This is a genomic window from Streptomyces sp. CY-1 (genome assembly GCF_047218265.1).
GTDB lineage: Bacteria > Actinomycetota > Actinomycetes > Streptomycetales > Streptomycetaceae > Streptomyces > Streptomyces niphimycinicus.
Genome location: NZ_CP178393.1, coordinates 593724 through 611501 on the forward strand (window position 1 = coordinate 593724; position 17778 = coordinate 611501).

Below are 17778 nucleotides of genomic sequence, written 5' to 3' on the forward strand. Positions count from 1 at the left end.
GGGAAAGGATGGGGGCACCGCAGTGCGCGCCGCCACCCCGGTGCGCGGGCTCAGCCCGCCGCCAGGTCGCGGACCCGGCGCAGCCCGGCGGTGACATCGGCGAGGGTCGCGCAGTCTCCCACCGCCGCCCCCGCGGGCAGGACGAGGTCCGTCGGGGGGCGGCGGGCGGCGACGGCGTCGGCCAGGTCGGACAGCGCGGCCCGCAGCCGGGCCGCGAGGGCGGGCTCGGGCTGCGGGGCGCCCTGATCGAGCCGTACGCCGCAGGCCGTGACCGCGTCCACGATCTCCTCCAGGGCGAAGACCACCGGCGCCCATGCCGCCAGGTCCCGGCCGAACGGCGGGTGTTCGGCGCCGGCCACCTCCACCGCCCTGCGCGCGTCGGCGAGGGCCCGGTACGCCTCGCGGCGCAGCCGCAGCCGGGTGGCGTACGGCGCTTCGGCGGTCAGCACCCGGTCCAGGTGATCGCGAGTGGCGCGGACGGCGAGCGACAGCCGTACGGAGACCTGGGCGCGCGGGCCGCCGAGCCCGGGCAGCGCCCCGGCGGCCAGCACCACACCGCAGGCCAGCAGCGTGTCGGTGAGCCGGGTGAACCCGGGGTCGGTGTCGCCGCCGAGGTAGACGAGGGACAGCAGCAGCGGTGTGAGCACGGCGGTCTGAAGGGCGAAGTGGCGTACGGAGACGGGGATCAGCGCGGAGCAGACCGCCGCGACGACGACCGGCCAGATGGCGGGGGCGCCCGCATCGGGGCTGACGCCCGCGCCGGGGCCGAACAGCATGGCGAGCCCGCCGAACACGGCCACGCCCACGGCGGTGCCGAGGGCGCGGGACAGGGCCCGGGAGACCAGCGGGCCCATGTCCGGCTTGACCAGGAAGGCGGCGGTGGCGGGGAGCCAGTACCAGTGCTCGCCCGGCAGTTGCTGGGCGAGCACGGTGCTGACGCCCACGCACAGCGCCACCCGGGCGGCGTACTCCCGGCCCGCCGGGCCGAGCGCGCGGCGCAGCCGCTGCCGGTGGCCGGGGACGACCGCGCCGACAGGGGGCGCCGGTTCGCCGTCGAAGACCCGGGCGGCGAGCAGCACGGCCCGGTGCATGGCCACATTGCCCGCGGAGTCGGGTACGGGGGCGGGCAGCCGGCCCGGTGGCAGTCCGGTCCGCACCGAGCGGGCCAGTTGGGCGGGGGTGCGCGCGATGCGGCCGGGCACCGGTTCGTTCTCCCACAGAAGGGTCAGGACGCCTTCGCTGAGTGCTCCGGCCACCGCCAGCCGGTCGCGCAGCCGCCGCTCCTCCTCGTCGAGGCGGTGGAAGGGGAGCCGGTGGGCGTAGAGGGCCTCGTACGCGGCGTCGTAGGCGGCGGTCAGCCGGCGCCGGGCGGCCTGGCCGCCGTCGGTGCCGACCGCCGTCATCAGGTCGGCCAGGGCGTCGTACACGGCGGCCACCGTCTCCCGTTCATCAAAGGGCGCGGTCTGGCGTGCGGGGATGACGCGCGGCAGCAGCGTGGCCATCGCGATCACCCATATGGCGCCGATGAACAGCAGGCCCGCCTTGACCGGCGGGGGCACCGGGACGGGCATGCCCGCGCCGACCACGGCGAGCACCATCAACTGCACCCCGGCGGCGGAGCTGACCGGCCCGATGGCGCTGATCGCGCCGGAGACCAGTCCGACGGCGGCGAGGGCGAGCGCGATCCCCATCCCGAGGCCAAGCGTGCCCAGCCAGGCCCCGGTCAGCAGGCCGATCGCCCCGGCGAGGGCGGGCAGGCCGATGCGCACGATCCGGGTGGCGCGGGTGGCGGGGCGGTCGTTGACATGGGCGAACATGGCCCCTAGCCCGGCGAGCATCCCGAAGGGCAGATGTCCCGACGCCACGCCGACGGCCACCACCGGCCCCACGCCGAGGGCTCCGCGGGCCACCGCCGCCCAGGGTATGGGGTCCCGCAGCGTCCGCGCCCCGCGCAGGGGGTGCGTCAGCCAGTCGGGCGGTGTGGGCAGCGTGCGCAAGGATCCTCCGTGAGGTGGAAATCGTGGGGCTCTTCGAACCGTACGTGAGCTATGCGGAACTTTCGTAACCTGCGTATTTCCGCCATGTGAGGCGCTGATGCCCCACCTCGCGCCACGGCGCCCCGCGACCCGGATACCCGGGTGTGACCTGGTGGTTTGGACAGCTTCCCCGGTCCGACCGGACGGTCTGCCCGGGGTGCACATGCCAGGCTCATATGTCTCGCTGCGTGGCCAGCTTCTTGCGGAGCGTGTTGTGCTGGGTACGCAGGAGAACTAGCCTCCCTTGCGCCCGTTACCGAACATTCGTCTGGTAACCGCCTTCCGTTGATCCCCCAGTGCCGGAGAACGCCATGCAGGTGACCTTGCATCAGGACAAATGCGTCGCCTCGGGGCAGTGCGTACTCGCCGCCCAGGACGTGTTCGACCAGCGGGACCAGGACGGTGTCGCCGTCCTCCTCGACGAGCGACCGCCGGCGGAACTGCACGACGACGTGCGTCAAGCGGCCGCCGTCTGCCCCGCCCTGGCCATCGCCCTGGCCGACGCGTGAACACACCGGGGAACGTCGTGGTCGTGGGCGCCTCGGTCGCGGGGCTCACCGCGGCCGTCACGCTGCGCACCCTGGGATACGAGGGAAGGCTCACCCTCATCGGCGACGAGCCGCACACCCCCTACAACCGGCCACCGTTGTCCAAGCAGATCCTGGCGGGCACCTGGGAGCCGGACCGGATCAAGCTGCGCACCGACGAGGAGCTGTCCGACCTCGACGCACGGCTGCTGTTCGGCAGGTCCGCCACCGGTCTGGACACCGCCGCCCGCCGGGTGGTGCTGGAGGGCGGCGGCAGCGTCTCCTACGACGCCCTGGTCATCGCCACCGGGGTGACCCCCAACAGCCTGCCCGGAGCCCACCATCTGGCCGGGGTGCATCTGCTGCGCACCCTCGACGACGCCCTCGCGCTGCGCGCCGATCTGCGCCACAAGCCCGATGTGAAGGTGGCGGTGGTCGGCGCGGGCTTCCTCGGCTCGGAGGCCGCGGCGGCGGCCCGCCGGATGCGGCTGGACGTCACCATGATCGACCCGCGGCCGGTGCCGATGCGGCGGCAGTTCGGCGACCGGATCGCCGGTCTCGTCGGGCGGCTGCACACGAAGAACGGCGTGTCCATGCGCTGCGGCACCGGGGTGCGGCGGTTCTTCGAGTCCGGCGGCCGGGTGACCGGTCTGGAGCTGACCGACGGCACGCTGCTGGACGCCGATGTCGTGGTGGTCGCCATCGGCGCCGCCCCGGCGGTCGGCTGGCTGGCCGGATCCGGACTGGAGCTGGGCAACGGGGTCGAATGCGATCCCACCTGCCGTGCCGCGCCCGGTGTCTACGCGGCCGGTGATGTCGCCTCGTGGCACAACGACCACTTCGGCTGCCGGATGCGGCTGGAACACCGGCTGAACGCCACGGAACAGGCCCAGGCCGTCGCCCGCAATGTGCTCGGCGCAGGCCAGCCGTTCGCCCCCGTGCCGTACTTCTGGACCGATCAGTACGACGCCCATATCCAGGCGTACGGCATATTCCCCGCCGATGCCGAACTCGCGGTACTCCACGGCGAGCTCGAAGGCGGCCACTTCGTCGTGGCCTACGGGCACCGGGGCCGGGTGGTCGGGGTGCTCGGCTGGAACAGCCCGTGCGAGCTGCGCAAACTGCGTCAACTCGTGGTCGACCGCGCACCTTGGACATCGATCCTGCCCGCCCCGCCCGCGGTGTGGCCCGGCCGACACCTCTCGGCCAGTCTCCGGTGACCGCGACGTCAATTTCCGGCCATGCGCTTTCGCGACCCTGGCAGGGTGCTGCGTCGTGTTCTCGTCCAAGGTGTCGCCGTCGCTCCGGGCCACTGCCGGCTTCTCGGCCTCGCTGGGTCAGTGGCCCTGGCGGCGGGCGGAGCGGCGGCCGGAGCGCTGCCGGTGGGGGATGCCCTCACCCCTGACTCCGGGAGAGAGGCGCTCGGGCTGATCAGCACCTATTTCGGGCTGGTGCTGCTGGTCGCGGCATGGTGGCTGCTGGGGCGCGAGGTGCGCGGACCGCGCCCGCCCGGCCCCCGCTCCCTGCTGCTCACGCTCGCCGTCTGGGCGGCTCCGCTGCTGCCCGGGCCGCCGCTGTTCAGCCGGGATGTGTACAGCTATCTCGCCCAGGGCGCCATGGTGCACGCCCGCATCGATGTCTACACCCACGGCCCCATACGCCTCGGCGGGCCGCTGGCGGAACAGGTGGCGCCGGTGTGGCAGCACACCCCGACGCCGTACGGCCCGGTCTCACTGGCCTTCGAATCCGCCGTCGCCCACGCCTCGCGCGCCGAGCCGTCGCTCGGGGTGATCGGGCTGCGGCTGATCGCGCTGCTCGGTGTGGCGGTGATGGTTCTGGCGCTGCCCATCCTGGCCCGCCGCTGCGGCACCGACCCGAGTGCCGCCCTGTGGCTGGGGGGGCTCAACCCGCTCCTGCTGCTGCATCTGGTGGGCGGGGCGCACAATGATGCCGTGATGCTCGGGCTGCTCGGGGCCGGGTTGGTGGCCGCGACGGGCCGATGGCCGGCCTGTGGCGCGGTGCTGGTCACGCTCGCCGCCCTGGTCAAGGCTCCGGCCGCGCTGGGGCTGCTGGCGGTGGCCACGCTGTGGGCGCGCCGGATGGAGGGCCGCAGGCGCCGCGTCGGCGCCGTGGCGGCCACCGGGGCGCTGGCCCTGGCCACCACCGGAGTGGCGACGGCCGTCACCGGCACCGGCTACGGCTGGATCTCGGCGCTCACCACCCCGGCCTCACCGGACAACTGGGCGCTCACCAGCACCCTGGGCCGTGCCACCGGCGCCCTGCTGGAGGCCGTCGGCAGCGGGCTGGCTCCGCTGGCCGCGCCCGCGTGGCACGGTCTGGGGCTGCTGGCCACCGCCGTGGCCATAGGGGTCGCCTGGCTGCGTCCACCCCGTCCCCGGCCCGTGTACGCGCTGGGGCTGAGCCTGATAGCGGTGGCCGTACTGGGCCCGGCGATCCGGCCCTGGTACGTGCTGTGGGGACTGTTCGTGATCGCGGCGGCCGGGCCGGGCGGAACGGTGCGCAAGGCGGTGGTGGGCGGGAGCGGGGTGCTCACACTGGCCGTGCTGCCCAATGGATTCGCACCGGATTCGCGGCAACTGACGTTCGCCGTGTGCGGGGGCGTGCTGGCGGTGTGCGCGCTGTGGTGCGTACGGCACGCACCGGGGTTCGGCACCGGCACTCCGCTCTCCGCCGTCCACGGCGGCCACCGATCGGAGCGTTCGGCATGACGGGACCCACCACACCTCGCGGACGGCTGGTACTGGCGCTCGCCCTCACCGTGGCGGTGGGGCTCTTCCTGGCCTTCGTCCCGCTGCACCGGGACTGGTTCGACCTGAACGTCTACTACGGCGCCGTGGGCCACTGGCTGCGGGACGGCCGGATCTACGACTTCACCATCCCCGGCGCGGACGGGGCCGACTACGGCTTCACCTATCCGCCCTTCGCCGCGCTGTGCATGCTGCCGATGGCCCTGTTCGACTGGCCGACCGCGATCACCCTGAGCATGGTGCTCAACGTGGCCGCCTCGGCCACCCTGCTGACCTGGCTGATCGGGCCGATCGTCCGCCGGCACGGCTGGAACAAGTGGTTCGCCTTCGTGGTGGCGGCCTGTCTGTTCGCGCTGCTGGAGCCGGTGCGGGACACCTTCAGCTTCGGGCAGGTCAATCTGCTGCTGCTGGTGCTGGTGTTCTTCGACGCCTGGCTGCTGTCCACGGGGCGTGGCCGGTTCGCCGGCTGCGGTATCGGGCTCGCCGCCGCCATCAAGCTCACTCCGGCGATCTTCATCGGCTATCTGCTGATCACCCGGCGGTGGCGCGCCGCCGCGACGGCCACGGCCACCGCCGCGGCGGCCACCCTGCTCGCCCTGGCGGTCGCGCCGGGGGCCTCCCGGGTCTACTGGACCGAGGCGCTGTGGGACACCAAACGGATCGGTGTACTCAGTTACGTCTCCAACCAGTCGTGGGAAGGGGTGCTGGCCCGGCTGGTCGACCCGGTGCCGCCGAGCGGGGTGGTGTGGGCGCTCGGGGTGCTCGCCGTGCTGGCCATCTGGGCGCACCGGGTGCGCTGCGCGGCGGCCGCCGGGGACGAGCGGGCCGGATTCGCGCTGACCGGGGTCGCCGCCTGTCTGATCAGCCCGATCACCTGGGTGCACCATCTGGTCTGGCTGATTCCGGCCCTGGCGGTGCTCGTCGACAGCGGGCTGCGGCCGGACGCGTCACCGGCCCGGCGCAGGCTGCTGCTCCGGGTCTGTGCGGTGGTGTACGTGCTCCTGTGCAGCAGCGTGGTGTGGCTGTGGCGGTTCGACTCCACCGGGGTGGACGGCTTCCTCGGCAGCAACGCCTATGTGTGGATCTGCCTCGTCCTGCTGATCGCGCTCCCGCTGCGCGGCGCGCGTTCCGCGAACATGCTGAGCCAAGAGCCGTATCCGGCACGTACCCCATGAACGACAGGAGTGTCCGGACCGATGCCTGACGTGATGCCGTGCCCCACGGGGCAGCCGCTGGACCAGCCCGTGGAGCAGCCCGAGGAGCGGGCGGGGCGCTGGGCCCTGCTCCGGCGGCTTCCGCTGCGCCAGATCCTGTGCCTGCTGCCGCTGCTCGTCGTCGGCTACTGGGTGGTCCAGCACCGGTCACTGATCGGCTCCGGCGCCCGTCAGATGTTCACCGCCAATCCGTACTGGCTGCTGACGGCGGTGGCCACGACCGGGCTCGGCTGGGTGGCGGTGTCGTTCGCCCGGCAGGGCACGGTGCTGGAGCGGCTGCCGGCCAGGCGGCTGTTCGCCACCCAGTTCGCCGCGGGAGCGGCGAATCATCTGCTGCCGTCGGGGATCGGCGCGAGCGCGGTGAACATCCGGTTCATGACGGGCTGCGGGCTGCCGCCCGCCCGTTCCTCGGCTGCGCTCGCCCTGTACTTCCTGGCGGAGGCCACGACCCGGGTGGGGCTGCTGGTGGTGCTGCTCCTGGTGTTTCCCCAGGCGCTGCGGCTGGGCCCGCTGCTCCCGGAGTCGGTGAGCGGGATGGTGGTGGCCGGCGCGGTGGTGGCGGCCGGGGCGCTGGTGGCCGGCGTGGCGCTGATCCGTCCGGTGCGCCGGATCGTGGTGAGGTTTCTCCGCACCGCGATGGCCGACGCCCGGTCGCTGCACATGCGGCCGTCCAGGGCGCTGGCGCTGTGGGGCGGTTCGCTGGCGTTTCCGCTGCTACAGGCGGCGGGGCTGGTGGCGGTCGCCCTGGCGCTGGAGCTCGAGGTACGGCCGGCGCATGTGATGCTCGCGTATCTGGCCGCCACGGCGGTGGCCGCGGTCGTCCCCTCCCCCGGTGGTATCGGCTCGGTCGACGCGGCGCTGGTCATCGCGCTGGTCGCAGCGGGGGCGCCGGTCGAGGCGGCCACGTCCACGGTGCTGGCGTACCGCTTCATCACGGTGTGGCTGCCGCTGATCCCCGGGGCGCTGGTGCTGGGCGGGCTGGTGCGCTCGAAGATCGTCTGACCCGGTGGGGTCAGGGCGGGCGCAGGGTGAGGACGTCGTCGGGCCGGACGTCGATATGCGAGCCGAGGCCCGCCCCGGCGCGGTCGAGGGTCGCGCCCAGCCATGCCGCGTCCTCGTGGCCGGTGTGCTCCAGCCGCATCCGCCGTGACCGCAGGGGCACCATGCGCAGGCTCATCAGACGGCCGGTGTCCGGGTCCACCGCGGGGAAGTAGAGCAGCCGCAGATCGTCGCGGTACCGCTCGTAGCCGCCGATGCCCTCGTAGTCGTCGACCACATCGCCGCAGCCGTAGAGGATCAGCTTGCCGCGGTACACCTCGAGCGGGCGGGGATGGTGGGAGGAGTGGCCGTGGACGAGGTCGACACCGCCGTCGATCAGGGCGTGGGCGAAGTGGATCTGTTCCGGTGAGACGCCGTATCCCCAGTTGCCGCCCCAGTGGACCGAGGCGACAGCGATGTCCCCGGGGTGGCTGAGCCGCCGTACGCGGTCGGTGATCGCGGCCGCGCGGGCGTCGGTGAGATCGGGCAGGAAGTCGACCCCGGGCCGGTCCCCGGTCGCGGCCCACCGGTCCGGAATGCCGCTGGAGGCCGCGCCGAACGAGAACACCAGCACCCGGCGGTGGTCACCGGCCGGGACGACGGCGGGGCGCCGCGCGGCGGCCGCGTCACGGCCCGCTCCGGCCACCCGGAGTCCGGCGGCGGCCAGGGTGTCGAGTGTCTCCTCCAGCCCGCGCCGGCCGCCGTCGAGCACATGGTTGTTGGCCAGGACGCAGACATCGGGCCGGACCGCGGTCAGGCAGGGGAGGTTGTCCGGGCTCATCCGGTAGTGGACGTCCTTCCCGGGGGCGAACTCATCGCTGCGGGTCACGCTCGTCTCCAGGTTGAGCACCCGCACATCGGGTGCCGCCTCGTCCAGTACCTCCAGCGCGTCGCCCCAGGGCCAGGGGAAGTCGACCGGGCGCGGGATCGGGCCGTTCGCCTCCTCGGCCAGCTCGACATAGGCGCGGGAGTCGCGGATGAAGGGCTCGTGCAGCTCCGGGTCGCCGGGGTGCGGCAGGATCTGGTCCACACCGCGGGCGAGCATCACATCGCCGCAGAGGAACAGCGTCACCGCCGTGCCGCGCATATCTCAACGATCGCATGGCCCGCCATGAGTGACCGTGGCCACGGCGGGGACCCGGGGTGCGGACGCACAGGGAGGTGCGGCGGATGAACAGAGCGGAGACGGGGACACGGGTGCGAAGGCCATGACGCTCCGGGAACCGCGCACGCGCGCGGAGGCGGATGAGGCCCTGCTGGAGCGGACCGCCGCGGCGCTCGACCGGCCGCGCGCCGGATCCTTCGGGATCTGCACGCGGTGCGGCCGGCCTCAGCGCCGGGAGCGGTCGCCGGCGCTGCCCCACGCGGAGTTGTGCGTCGTATGCGCCGAGGAGCGGGAGGCGGGACCGGGCGGATGAGGCGCGTCCCGCTCACGGCGTCTGGGTTCTGGACGGTCGCCGGGGGCGCGGTCGCTACGCGGCACGCGCGCCGACCTCCTCGCCCAGGCGGGCGCAGGTGCGGTTGATGAGCCGGGAGACATGCATCTGGGAGATGCCGAGCCGGCGGGCGATCCGGCTCTGGGTCTCGTCGCAGAAGAACCGCAGGTAGAGGATCTCCCGCTCGCGCTCGGGGAGCCTGCGCAGACAGGGCTTGAGGGATTCGCGCTGGACGACCCGCTCGTAGGAGGACTCGGTGGAGCCGAGGGTGTCCAGCAGCGCGTAGCCGTCGTCCGCGCCGCGCAGTGCGGCGTCCAGCGACAGCGTACGGAAGCTCTCGAGCGCCTCCATGCCGATGAGGACGTCCTCCTCGGCCATGCCGGTGTGCCGTGCGATGTCCTTGACGCTGGGGGAACGGTCGTCGGGTGAGCGGGTCAGCTCCTGGACGGCGGTGCGGACCTGGTTGCGCAGTTCCTGGACCCGGCGCGGCACATGCAGGCCCCACATATGGTCGCGGAAATGCCGCTTGACCTCCCCGACGACGGTCGGGACGGCGTAGCTCTCGAAGGCCGAACCCCGGTCCGGCTCATAGCGCTTGACCGCCTTGACCAGACCGACCATGGCCACCTGCCGCAGATCCTCGGGCGTTTCACCGCGGTTGCGGTACTGCGAGGCGATGCGCTCGGCCATCGGCATCCAGGCCCGGACCACTTCCTCCCGCAGGGCCTCCTTCTCCGAGCCGTCCGGCAGTTCGGCGATCCGGCGGAACGCGCCGGAGGTGTCGGGGGCGTCGTGGTGCGTGTGCTTGGGATGGGCTCGGGGGTGTGCTTGAGCGGACGTCATGAGCCGGTGCCTCCCTTGGCTGTTGTCGGTGTCACCACAGGAGGACATTCCAGACAACTCGGGCGACCGTGAACACGCCTCGCACAGCCGGGATGCTCCCGTGGCGTGCCTCCGGTCCGAAGCACACTGCTCGCGTGCCCGTCCTCGGCTCCGCGAAACGGAGTTCGCCCCGGCGGATACCGGCTCATCCGGTGCGGCGTGCGTCACAACGGCCCGGGAGGCGCTGATAGAAGCCGACGGAGGCATGCGCGGGAGGCGCGGCAAGGTTTCGGCCCGCGATCAAGATTTACGGAGGCTTTCCCGCCGTTTCGCCCATTTGCCGTTGTCCGTACCGTCCCGGGGGAACAGACTGCACCGATTCCGCTACTTCCCCTCCCAACGCCATAGAAATCCGGAGTGCCATGACCTCCTTCGATCGTCGACGATTCATGCAACTGGCCGGGGCCGGTGCGGCCACCTCCCTGCTCTCCGCCAGCATCGCGCGCGCCGCGGAGATACCCGCCAAACGCCGGACCGGCAGTCTGCGGGACATCGAGCACATCGTGGTGCTGATGCAGGAAAACCGTTCCTTCGACCACTACTTCGGCACCCTGCGCGGGGTGCGGGGATTCGGCGATCCACGGCCGGTGCGGCTGCCCAACGGCAAGCCGGTGTGGCATCAGTCGGACGGCTCCAAGGAGGTGCTGCCGTTCCGGCCCGAGGTGAACGACCTCGGATTGCAGTTCCTCCAGGACCTGCCGCATGGCTGGGGCGATGGCCATGTCGCGTTCAACGACGGCGCCTACGACAAGTGGATCCCCTCGAAGTCGGCCACCACCATGGCGTATCTGACGCGTGAGGACATCCCCTTCCACTACGCGCTGGCCGACGCCTTCACCATCTGCGACGCCTACCACTGCTCGTTCATCGGCTCCACGGACCCCAACCGCTACTACCTGTGGTCCGGTTACACGGGCAACGACGGCAAGGGCGGCGGCCCGGTGCTGGACAACGCCGAGGCCGGCTATGGCTGGACCACCTACCCCGAGCGCCTGGAGAAGGCCGGGATCTCCTGGAAGATCTACCAGGACATCGGCGACGGGCTGGACGCGGACGGCGGCTGGGGCTGGATCGACGACGCCTACCGCGGCAACTACGGCGACAACTCCCTGCTCTACTTCAACCAGTACCGCAACGCCTCCCCCGGCGACCCGCTGTACGACAAGGCCCGCACCGGCACCAACGCCAAGAACGGCGACGGCTTCTTCGACATCCTGCGGGCCGATGTGAAGGCCGGGAAGCTGCCCCAGGTCTCCTGGATCGCGGCGCCCGAAGCCTTCACCGAGCACCCCAACTGGCCCGCCAACTACGGCGCCTGGTACATCGCCCAGGTGCTGGACGCGCTCACCGCCAACCCCGAGGTGTGGAGCAAGACCGCGCTGCTCATCACCTACGACGAGAACGACGGCTTCTTCGACCATGTGATGCCGCCGTACGCGCCCGGCGACAAGCGGGGCGGTTCGACCGTGGACACCACCGGGGAGCTGTTCCCCGGCTCCTCCGCGCAGCCCGCGGGCCCGTACGGGCTGGGTCAGCGGGTGCCGATGCTCGTGGTGTCGCCGTGGAGCAAGGGCGGCTGGGTGTGCTCGCAGACGCTGGACCACACCTCGGTCATCCGGCTGATGGAGCGGCGCTTCGGCGTCGAGGAGCCGAACATCTCGCCGTGGCGGCGGGCGGTGTCCGGTGACCTGACCGCGGCCTTCGACTTCTCGCGGACCGATGTGAAGGTCCCGGCCATGCCGGACACCAGCGGCTACCGGCCCAAGGACAACGAGCGGCACCCCGACTATGTGCCGACGCTCCCGGAGCACCCCTCGCTGCCCCGGCAGGAGCCCGGGCTGCGCCGCGCCCGGCCGCTGCCGTACGAGCTGTCGGCCGACGCCACGACCGCCGCCGACGGCGGCCTTCGGGTCGACTTCGTCAACCACGGCCGGGACGCCGGGGCGCACTTCCACGTGACCTCCGCGAGCCATGCGGGCGGGCCGTGGGGCTACACCGTCGAGGCGGGCAAGCGGCTGTCGGGCAACTGGCAGCGCTCCTCGGCGGACCAGGGCGCCTATGACTTCCAGGTGCACGGTCCGGCCGGTTTCCTGCGCCACTTCACCGGCCACGCCACCGGCACGGGCCCCGAGGTGAGCGCCCGTCATGACCGGTCGACCGGCGAGGTCAGGCTGACCCTGGTCAACCAGGGCGACGCGACGGTGCGGCTCACCGTCACGGACGGCTACGGCGAGGAGAAGCCGGCGCACTACCGGCTCCGGCCGGGGGCGCGGGTGGTGCACACCGTGCGCACCGGGCGCAGCCACCAGTGGTACGACCTGTCGGTGGTCTCCGACCACGACAGCGGCTATCTGCGCCGGCTGGCCGGGCATGTGGAGACCGGCCGTGCGGGGATGAGCGACCCCGCGCTCTCGGCGGACTGAACCACCGCCGGCGGCCCCTCGTCGCGCGCCCGTCCGGCGGCTCCCCGCCGGACGGGCGCGCGTGCGTCTCCGCGCCGCGTACGGCCCTCATAGCCCCCGTACGCCGCCAACGGCGCTCAGGCACCCCGTACGGCCTCTCCTACGCCTCGTATCGCACTCGTGCGGGCACCGTGCGTCAGTGCCGGGTGCCCGAGGCACGGGTACGAAAGCCCGCCGGGGTCTCGCCCGCCCGGCGGCGGAAGAACTTGGTGAAGACGGTGGCGTCCGGGAAGCCGAGCCGCTCACCGATGGCCGTGGCGGACAAATCGGTGTGCACCAGCAGCCGCTTGGCCTCGAGCAGCACCCGGTCGTCGATGAATCGCTTGGCGCCGCATCCGGCGGTGGCGCGGGTGGCGCGGGTCAGGGTGCGGACGCTGTAGCCCAGCCGGGCCGCGTAGTCCTCGACCCGGTGGGTGCGGGTGTAGTCGCGCTCCACGGCCTGCTGGAAGCGGCGGAACGCCTCACTGGCCGCCGTGTCCCCGCTCTGGGCGCCGGGCAGATGGGCCAGCCGCAGCACCAGGACGGCGACGAGATGCCGCACCACCTCGACATGCGCCTCCAGCGGCCCGGAGACCGCCCGGTACTCGCCCTCCAGGAGGTCCAGGACACCGCGGACGGCCTCGGCGTCGGCGCCTTCGGGAACCACCAGCGGGGACCGCGAGGCGGGCCGGTCCAGCCGGGCGACCGCGGCGGTGGCGGTGCCGAGATAGCCGGGCGGGAAGAGCACGGCGGCGCCCTCCGCGGCGCCGAGCGGGGAGCGGAACTGGTGGATCTGCCCGGGGCGCGCCCACATCCAGCCGCCCTCGGTCAGCTCGTGCTCGGTGAAGTCCACCGAGCAGCGCAGCCTCCCCGAGCGCACGGCGATCACCTGGTGGAAGGCGAGCCGCATCGGGGCGTGGACATCGAGGCCATGGCTGCGGGCGCGGGCGGCCAGCCCGGGGAAATCCAGGACGGCCGCTCCCGGCGGGGCTCCCACGGAGGGCCGGAACGGAACCTCGGTGACATCACGGTGTCCGTTTCTGTCCATAGCGCGTCCTCAGTGTACGGCTGGTGTCCCGTGGTCCGCATCTAGCGTGGAGTGCGTTGCGATGAACGGGTGACCGAAAGAGTCACCGAATCACCGCTTCCCCCTTCCACCGACCGCAGCCGAGGGAGCACGCCACCATGCGATTGATCGTGGGCATGACAGGAGCAACGGGTGCCGTGTTCGGTGTCCGCCTGCTGGAGACCCTCTCCGAGCTGCCCGAGGTCGAGACCCATCTGGTGCTCAGCCGCTGGGCGCGCACCACGATCGAGCTGGAGACCGGCCGGTCCGCCCGCGAGGTGGCCGAGCTCGCCGAGGTGACGCACTCCCCCGAGGACCAGGGCGCCACCATCTCCTCCGGCTCCTTCCGCACCGACGGCATGATCATCGCGCCGTGCTCGATGAAGACCCTCGCCGGGATCCGCGCCGGATACGCCGACGGTCTGGTGGGCCGCGCCGCGGACGTGGTCCTCAAGGAGCGGCGCAGGCTCGTCCTCGTACCGAGGGAGACCCCGCTCAGCGAGATCCACCTCGAGAACATGCTGGCGCTCTCCCGGATGGGCGTACGGATGGTCCCGCCCATGCCCGCCTTCTACAACCACCCCCGGTCGGTGGACGACATCGTCGACCACCTCACCGCCCGCCTCCTCGACCAGTTCGACCTGCCCGCACCCGCCGCCAAGCGGTGGGAGGGCATGCGCGCCGCCCGCGGCCCGAAGCACACCGCCGCCTGATCCCCTCCCCCGCCTCTGCCCCCACTTGGAGTTTCCATGCCCTACGACGACTTCCGCGGCTTTCTCGACACCCTCCGGAAGGAGGGCCAACTGCTGCACATCGCCGACGAGGTGATGCCGGAGCCGGACATCGCCGCCGCCGCGAACGCCGCCCCGCGCCTGGGCGGCCACGCCCCCGCCCTGTTCTTCGACAACGTCAAGGGCTTCACCCACGCTCGGATCGCGCTCAATGTGCACGGCTCCTGGGCCAATCACGCGCTCGCGCTCGGGCTGCCCAAGGAGACCGGCACCAAGGAGCAGGTCGAGGAGTTCATCCGCCGCTGGGACACCTTCCCCCTCGCCCCCGAGTGGCGCGAGAATCCGCTGTGGGCCGAGAACACCCTGGAGGGCGAGGACGCCGACATCTTCCGGGTGCTGCCGCTGATCCGGCTCAACGACGGCGACGGCGGCTTCTACATCGACAAGGCGGCCGTGGTCTCCAAGGACCCCGCCGACCCCGAGCACAGCGGCAAGCAGAACGTCGGCATCTACCGTATCGAGGTCAAGGGCAGGCGGGCGCTCGCCATCCAGCCGGTGCCGATGCATGACATCGCCCAGCATCTGCACACCGCCGAGGAGCGGGGCGAGGACCTGCCCGTGGCCATCACGCTCGGCAACGAACCGGTGATCTCCATCGTGGCGTCCACCCCGATGGAGTACGAACAGAACGAGTACGAGCTGGCCGGCGCCCTGCGCGGCGCTCCCGCCCCGCTCTCCCGGGCCCCGCTCACCGGGCTGCCCGTGCCATGGGGCAGCGAGGTGGTCATCGAGGGCGTCATCGAGGGCCGCAAGCGCGAGATCGAGGGGCCGTTCGGCGAGTTCACCGGCCACTACTCCGGCGGCCGGAACATGCCCGTCATCCGCATCGACCGGATCTCGTACCGCACCGGCCCGATCTTCGAACACCTCTACCTCGGCATGCCGTGGACCGAGGTGGACTATCTGATCGCCGCCAACACCTGTGTGCCGCTGTACCAGCAACTGCGCCACGACTTCCCGGAGGTCCAGGCGGTCAACGCGATGTACACCCATGGGCTGGTCGTCATCGTGTCCACCAAGAAGCGCTACGGCGGTTTCGCCAAGGCCGTCGGCATGCGGGTGCTGACCACTCCGCACGGCCTCGGCTACGCGGCCACCGTGATCGTGGTGGACGAGGACGTCGACCCGTTCGACCTCCCCCAGGTGATGTGGGCGCTGTCCACGAAGATGAACCCGGCCGGCGATCTGGTCCAGATCCCCAATCTGTCGGTGCTGGAACTGGCCCCGCAGGCCATCACGCCCGGTATCACCGACAAGCTCATCATCGACGCCACCACCCCCGTCGCCCCCGACCGCCGCGGCACCTACGGCACCCAGGTGCGCGATCTGCCCGAGACGGCCGAGTGGCTGGCCCGGCTGCGGGGGCTCACCGCCGCCCGCTGACCACACCACCCCGCGCCATCCCACGCCATCCCACGCCACCTCACACCACGGAAGGACTTCGGATGTCCGACACCATGCCCCTGTGCCCGCGCTGTGCCCACGAGACGATCGAGCACATCACCGGCTCACCCGTCCCCGGCGTCTGGGAGGTGCTCCAGTGCGGGCGGTGCCTGTACATGTGGCGCACCAGCGAGCCCGCCCGGCGCACCCGGCGCGACGCCTACCCCGAGGAGTTCATGCTGACGCCCGAGGACATCGGCACCGCGCCGGAGGTCCCTGCCGTTCCGCCGCTGCGAGCCCTGCGCCGGGGCGGCTACCAGGTGACGGGGAGTTCGTAGACTCCGTAGATCACCGCGTCGTACTTGAAGGGGATGTCCGCCAGGTCCGTGGCCATCCGCAGGGTGGGGACGCGGCGCAGGAGGGTGGGGTAGACCACCTGGAGTTCCATCCGGGCCAGCGGCTGGCCGAGGCAGTGATGGGTGCCCACGCCGAACGCCTGGTGGTGGCGGGCGTCCCGGCCGATGTCCAGCCGGTCCGGTTCGGGGAAGACGGCCGCGTCCCGGTTGGCCAGTTCGCCCAGGAGGATCACTCCCTCACCGGCCCGGATGGTCCGGTCGGCGATCTCGATGTCCTCCAGCGCCGTCCGGCGGCGTCCGAGGTGGACGACGCTGAGGTAGCGCAGGAGTTCCTCCACCGCGGAGGCGATCACCTTGGGGTCGTCGGCCTCGCGGACGCGGTCGAGCTGTTCGGGGTGCTGGAGCAGCAGCAGCGTCCCCATGGTGATCATGTTGGCCGTGGTCTCGTGTCCGCCGAGGAGCAGCAGCACGCCCATCGCGGCGGCCTCACGGCGGGTCAAATCGCCCGCGGCGATCTGCCGGCCGAGGCCGGAGAGCAGATCGTCACCCGGTTTGGCGAGCTTCTCCGCCACCAACTGGTCCAGGTACTCGTAGAGGTTGGTGTGCGCGGCCCCGCGCTCCTCGGGTGTGGCCACGGCGGAGACGAGGACCTTGCTGTTCGTCTGGAAGAACGCGTGGTCCTCGTACGGGACGCCCAGCATCTCGGAGATCACCAGCGAGGGAAGTGGCAGTGCGAGCGCCTGGACCAGATCGGCCGGTTTCGGCCCGGCCAGCATGCGGGTGATGAAGTCGTCCACCATCTCCTGGACGACGGGGCGCATCGCCTCGACCCGCTTGATGGTGAAGGCGCCGCTGACCATGCGGCGCAGCCGGGCGTGTTCCGGATCGTCCATGCCGACGAAGCTGAGGTCGGTGGCCTCCCGCTTGCCGCCGGTATGCGGGACGGGGCTCGGAAAGCCGGGGTGGGAGAAGTCGGCGCTGAGCCGGGAGTCGGAGAGCAGGGTCTTCTGCTCGGCGTGGCCGGTCACCACCCAGGGGGTGCTGTCGTTCCAGGACCGGACCCGGGTCAGCGGGCCCCACTGGGCCAGGCCGCGCAGCTCCGGGGACGGGTCGAAGGGGCAGGCCGCGGCGCGCGGCTGGGGGAAGGCGGGGATCTCGGCCGGCGCGTCGCCGGTCACGGGCGAGGGGGTCATGGGGTGGTCCGGGCCTCCTTGGCTGAGGAACGGGGGGTGACGGGGGCGAGGAGCAGGCCGGTGATGGCGTCGGTCAGCGCGCCGGCCGTGTCATCCCAGGACGGCTGGCGGGTACTGGTCCCCTCGGCGAGGGCGCGCTCCCGTTCGGCGCAGGTGTGGGTGATCAACTGGCGGGCCATGTCGCCGCGTTCGGCCCGCACCTCGGCGGGCAGCGCGTCCAGGCAGCGGCCCAGGCCATAGAGGGTCTCCCGCAACGGTTCCCGGGTGAGGGCCTCGTCGGTGACGATCGCCCGCAGCAGGGGGTCGGTCATCACCTGGACGGCGAACCGGGCGTACCAGGAGGGGAGGCCGAGGGTGGCCAGGTGCTCGGGGGCGGGGCGCACCAGGCAGGCGACCCAGTCCCGGACCTCCCGGCTGCCGCGGGTCTCGTCCAGCATCCGCTGCCGGATCCGCTCGATCGCCTCGGAGTGCTTGCCCATGATGGCGCGCACCAGATCCGCCCGGGTGCCGAAGTGATAGCCGACCGCGGCGACATTGCCCTGTCCGGCCGCCTCGCTGATCTGACGGTTCGACACCGCGACCAGGCCGTGCTCGGCGTAGAGCCGTTCCGCGGCGGCCATGATGGCTTCGCGGGTCCCGGTGGAGCG

General features: G+C 72.2%; 16 protein-coding genes. 10 read left to right on the forward strand and 6 right to left on the reverse strand.

Features of this window, described 5'->3' with window-relative positions:
- Positions 1-50 precede the first annotated feature (50 nt).
- Positions 51-1997: an FUSC family protein gene (locus ACK1X7_RS02785; RefSeq protein ID WP_390794338.1), complete on the reverse strand. Its 1947-nt coding sequence runs from the start codon at positions 1995-1997 to the stop codon at positions 51-53.
- 350 nt (positions 1998-2347) lie between these two features.
- On the opposite strand from ACK1X7_RS02785, the gene ACK1X7_RS02790 reads away from it, so the two are divergent.
- The 5 genes from ACK1X7_RS02790 to ACK1X7_RS02810 are packed head-to-tail and all read left to right on the forward strand — an operon-like array spanning position 2348 to position 7547.
- Positions 2348-2545 (forward strand): ferredoxin, encoded by a 198-nt coding sequence (locus ACK1X7_RS02790; RefSeq protein WP_078638382.1) that lies wholly within the window; start codon positions 2348-2350, stop codon positions 2543-2545.
- The gene (locus ACK1X7_RS02795; protein WP_390794339.1) at positions 2542-3783 is read left to right on the forward strand and encodes an NAD(P)/FAD-dependent oxidoreductase; all 1242 of its coding nucleotides are present in this window, start codon (positions 2542-2544) and stop codon (positions 3781-3783) included. Before ACK1X7_RS02790 ends, ACK1X7_RS02795 begins: the two co-directional genes overlap by 4 nt.
- A gap of 21 nt (positions 3784-3804) precedes the next feature.
- The gene (mptB, locus tag ACK1X7_RS02800) at positions 3805-5292 is read left to right on the forward strand and encodes a polyprenol phosphomannose-dependent alpha 1,6 mannosyltransferase MptB (protein ID WP_413114593.1); all 1488 of its coding nucleotides are present in this window, start codon (positions 3805-3807) and stop codon (positions 5290-5292) included.
- Positions 5289-6506, forward strand: a complete 1218-nt coding sequence (locus ACK1X7_RS02805) for a glycosyltransferase 87 family protein (protein ID WP_413114594.1) — start codon at positions 5289-5291, stop codon at positions 6504-6506. The genes mptB and ACK1X7_RS02805 overlap by 4 nt, the downstream gene beginning before the upstream one ends.
- 21 nt (positions 6507-6527) lie before the next feature.
- Positions 6528-7547, forward strand: coding sequence for a lysylphosphatidylglycerol synthase transmembrane domain-containing protein (locus ACK1X7_RS02810; RefSeq protein WP_385155147.1), 1020 nt, complete (start codon positions 6528-6530; stop codon positions 7545-7547).
- A gap of 10 nt (positions 7548-7557) precedes the next feature.
- Here ACK1X7_RS02810 and ACK1X7_RS02815 read toward each other — a convergent pair whose 3' ends face one another.
- A complete protein-coding gene (locus ACK1X7_RS02815) occupies positions 7558-8670 on the reverse strand; it encodes a CapA family protein (RefSeq protein ID WP_385155144.1) in 1113 nt (370 codons plus the stop codon).
- A 121-nt stretch (positions 8671-8791) separates the two neighbouring features.
- Between ACK1X7_RS02815 and ACK1X7_RS02820 the strand changes: the two genes are divergently transcribed.
- Entirely contained in the window at positions 8792-9001 is a 210-nt protein-coding gene (locus ACK1X7_RS02820) for a TraR/DksA C4-type zinc finger protein (RefSeq protein ID WP_385155141.1), read from the forward strand.
- A 54-nt stretch (positions 9002-9055) separates the two neighbouring features.
- Here the strand turns inward: ACK1X7_RS02820 and ACK1X7_RS02825 are convergent, their stop codons facing one another.
- Positions 9056-9862, reverse strand: a complete 807-nt coding sequence (locus tag ACK1X7_RS02825) for a SigB/SigF/SigG family RNA polymerase sigma factor (protein ID WP_385155138.1) — start codon at positions 9860-9862, stop codon at positions 9056-9058.
- Between the two features lie 401 nt (positions 9863-10263).
- On the opposite strand from ACK1X7_RS02825, the gene ACK1X7_RS02830 reads away from it, so the two are divergent.
- On the forward strand, positions 10264-12324 hold the full coding sequence (locus ACK1X7_RS02830; protein WP_413114595.1) for a phosphocholine-specific phospholipase C: 2061 nt from the start codon (positions 10264-10266) through the stop codon (positions 12322-12324).
- A gap of 175 nt (positions 12325-12499) precedes the next feature.
- On the opposite strand, the gene ACK1X7_RS02835 is transcribed toward ACK1X7_RS02830, so the two are convergent.
- Positions 12500-13390, reverse strand: a complete 891-nt coding sequence (locus ACK1X7_RS02835; protein WP_385156240.1) for a helix-turn-helix transcriptional regulator — start codon at positions 13388-13390, stop codon at positions 12500-12502.
- Between the two features lie 137 nt (positions 13391-13527).
- Between ACK1X7_RS02835 and ACK1X7_RS02840 the strand changes: the two genes are divergently transcribed.
- From ACK1X7_RS02840 to ACK1X7_RS02850, 3 genes are all read left to right on the forward strand, one after another.
- The gene (locus ACK1X7_RS02840; RefSeq protein WP_385156243.1) at positions 13528-14121 is read left to right on the forward strand and encodes a non-oxidative hydroxyarylic acid decarboxylases subunit B; all 594 of its coding nucleotides are present in this window, start codon (positions 13528-13530) and stop codon (positions 14119-14121) included.
- 36 nt (positions 14122-14157) lie between these two features.
- Positions 14158-15582 (forward strand): non-oxidative hydroxyarylic acid decarboxylases subunit C, encoded by a 1425-nt coding sequence (locus tag ACK1X7_RS02845; protein WP_390794343.1) that lies wholly within the window; start codon positions 14158-14160, stop codon positions 15580-15582.
- Positions 15583-15644: 62 nt separating this feature from the next.
- On the forward strand, positions 15645-15920 hold the full coding sequence (locus ACK1X7_RS02850) for a non-oxidative hydroxyarylic acid decarboxylases subunit D (protein ID WP_385156249.1): 276 nt from the start codon (positions 15645-15647) through the stop codon (positions 15918-15920).
- Here ACK1X7_RS02850 and ACK1X7_RS02855 read toward each other — a convergent pair.
- Together ACK1X7_RS02855 and ACK1X7_RS02860 are read right to left on the reverse strand one after the other, a co-directional pair.
- Complete coding sequence (locus ACK1X7_RS02855; protein ID WP_390794344.1) at positions 15896-17131, reverse strand: cytochrome P450; 1236 nt, start codon at positions 17129-17131, stop codon at positions 15896-15898. The genes ACK1X7_RS02850 and ACK1X7_RS02855 overlap by 25 nt on opposite strands.
- Positions 17128-17751, reverse strand: a complete 624-nt coding sequence (locus ACK1X7_RS02860) for a TetR/AcrR family transcriptional regulator (RefSeq protein ID WP_390794385.1) — start codon at positions 17749-17751, stop codon at positions 17128-17130. Before ACK1X7_RS02860 ends, ACK1X7_RS02855 begins: the two co-directional genes overlap by 4 nt.
- Positions 17752-17778 lie beyond the last annotated feature (27 nt).

Excerpts from the sequence above, each read along its gene's own strand:
- ACK1X7_RS02790 (WP_078638382.1), top strand. The coding sequence starts at position 2,348 with ATGCAGGTGACCTTGCATCAGGACAAATGCGTCGCCTCGGGGCAGTGC.
- mptB (WP_413114593.1), top strand. The coding sequence starts at position 3,805 with ATGCGCTTTCGCGACCCTGGCAGGGTGCTGCGTCGTGTTCTCGTCCAA.
- ACK1X7_RS02805 (WP_413114594.1), top strand. The coding sequence starts at position 5,289 with ATGACGGGACCCACCACACCTCGCGGACGGCTGGTACTGGCGCTCGCC.
- ACK1X7_RS02810 (WP_385155147.1), top strand. The coding sequence starts at position 6,528 with ATGCCTGACGTGATGCCGTGCCCCACGGGGCAGCCGCTGGACCAGCCC.
- ACK1X7_RS02815 (WP_385155144.1), bottom strand. The coding sequence starts at position 8,670 with ATGCGCGGCACGGCGGTGACGCTGTTCCTCTGCGGCGATGTGATGCTC.
- ACK1X7_RS02820 (WP_385155141.1), top strand. The coding sequence starts at position 8,792 with ATGACGCTCCGGGAACCGCGCACGCGCGCGGAGGCGGATGAGGCCCTG.
- ACK1X7_RS02825 (WP_385155138.1), bottom strand. The coding sequence starts at position 9,862 with ATGACGTCCGCTCAAGCACACCCCCGAGCCCATCCCAAGCACACGCAC.
- ACK1X7_RS02830 (WP_413114595.1), top strand. The coding sequence starts at position 10,264 with ATGACCTCCTTCGATCGTCGACGATTCATGCAACTGGCCGGGGCCGGT.
- ACK1X7_RS02835 (WP_385156240.1), bottom strand. The coding sequence starts at position 13,390 with ATGGACAGAAACGGACACCGTGATGTCACCGAGGTTCCGTTCCGGCCC.
- ACK1X7_RS02840 (WP_385156243.1), top strand. The coding sequence starts at position 13,528 with ATGCGATTGATCGTGGGCATGACAGGAGCAACGGGTGCCGTGTTCGGT.
- ACK1X7_RS02845 (WP_390794343.1), top strand. The coding sequence starts at position 14,158 with ATGCCCTACGACGACTTCCGCGGCTTTCTCGACACCCTCCGGAAGGAG.
- ACK1X7_RS02850 (WP_385156249.1), top strand. The coding sequence starts at position 15,645 with ATGTCCGACACCATGCCCCTGTGCCCGCGCTGTGCCCACGAGACGATC.
- ACK1X7_RS02855 (WP_390794344.1), bottom strand. The coding sequence starts at position 17,131 with ATGACCCCCTCGCCCGTGACCGGCGACGCGCCGGCCGAGATCCCCGCC.
- ACK1X7_RS02860 (WP_390794385.1), bottom strand. The coding sequence starts at position 17,751 with ATGGCCGCCGCGGAACGGCTCTACGCCGAGCACGGCCTGGTCGCGGTG.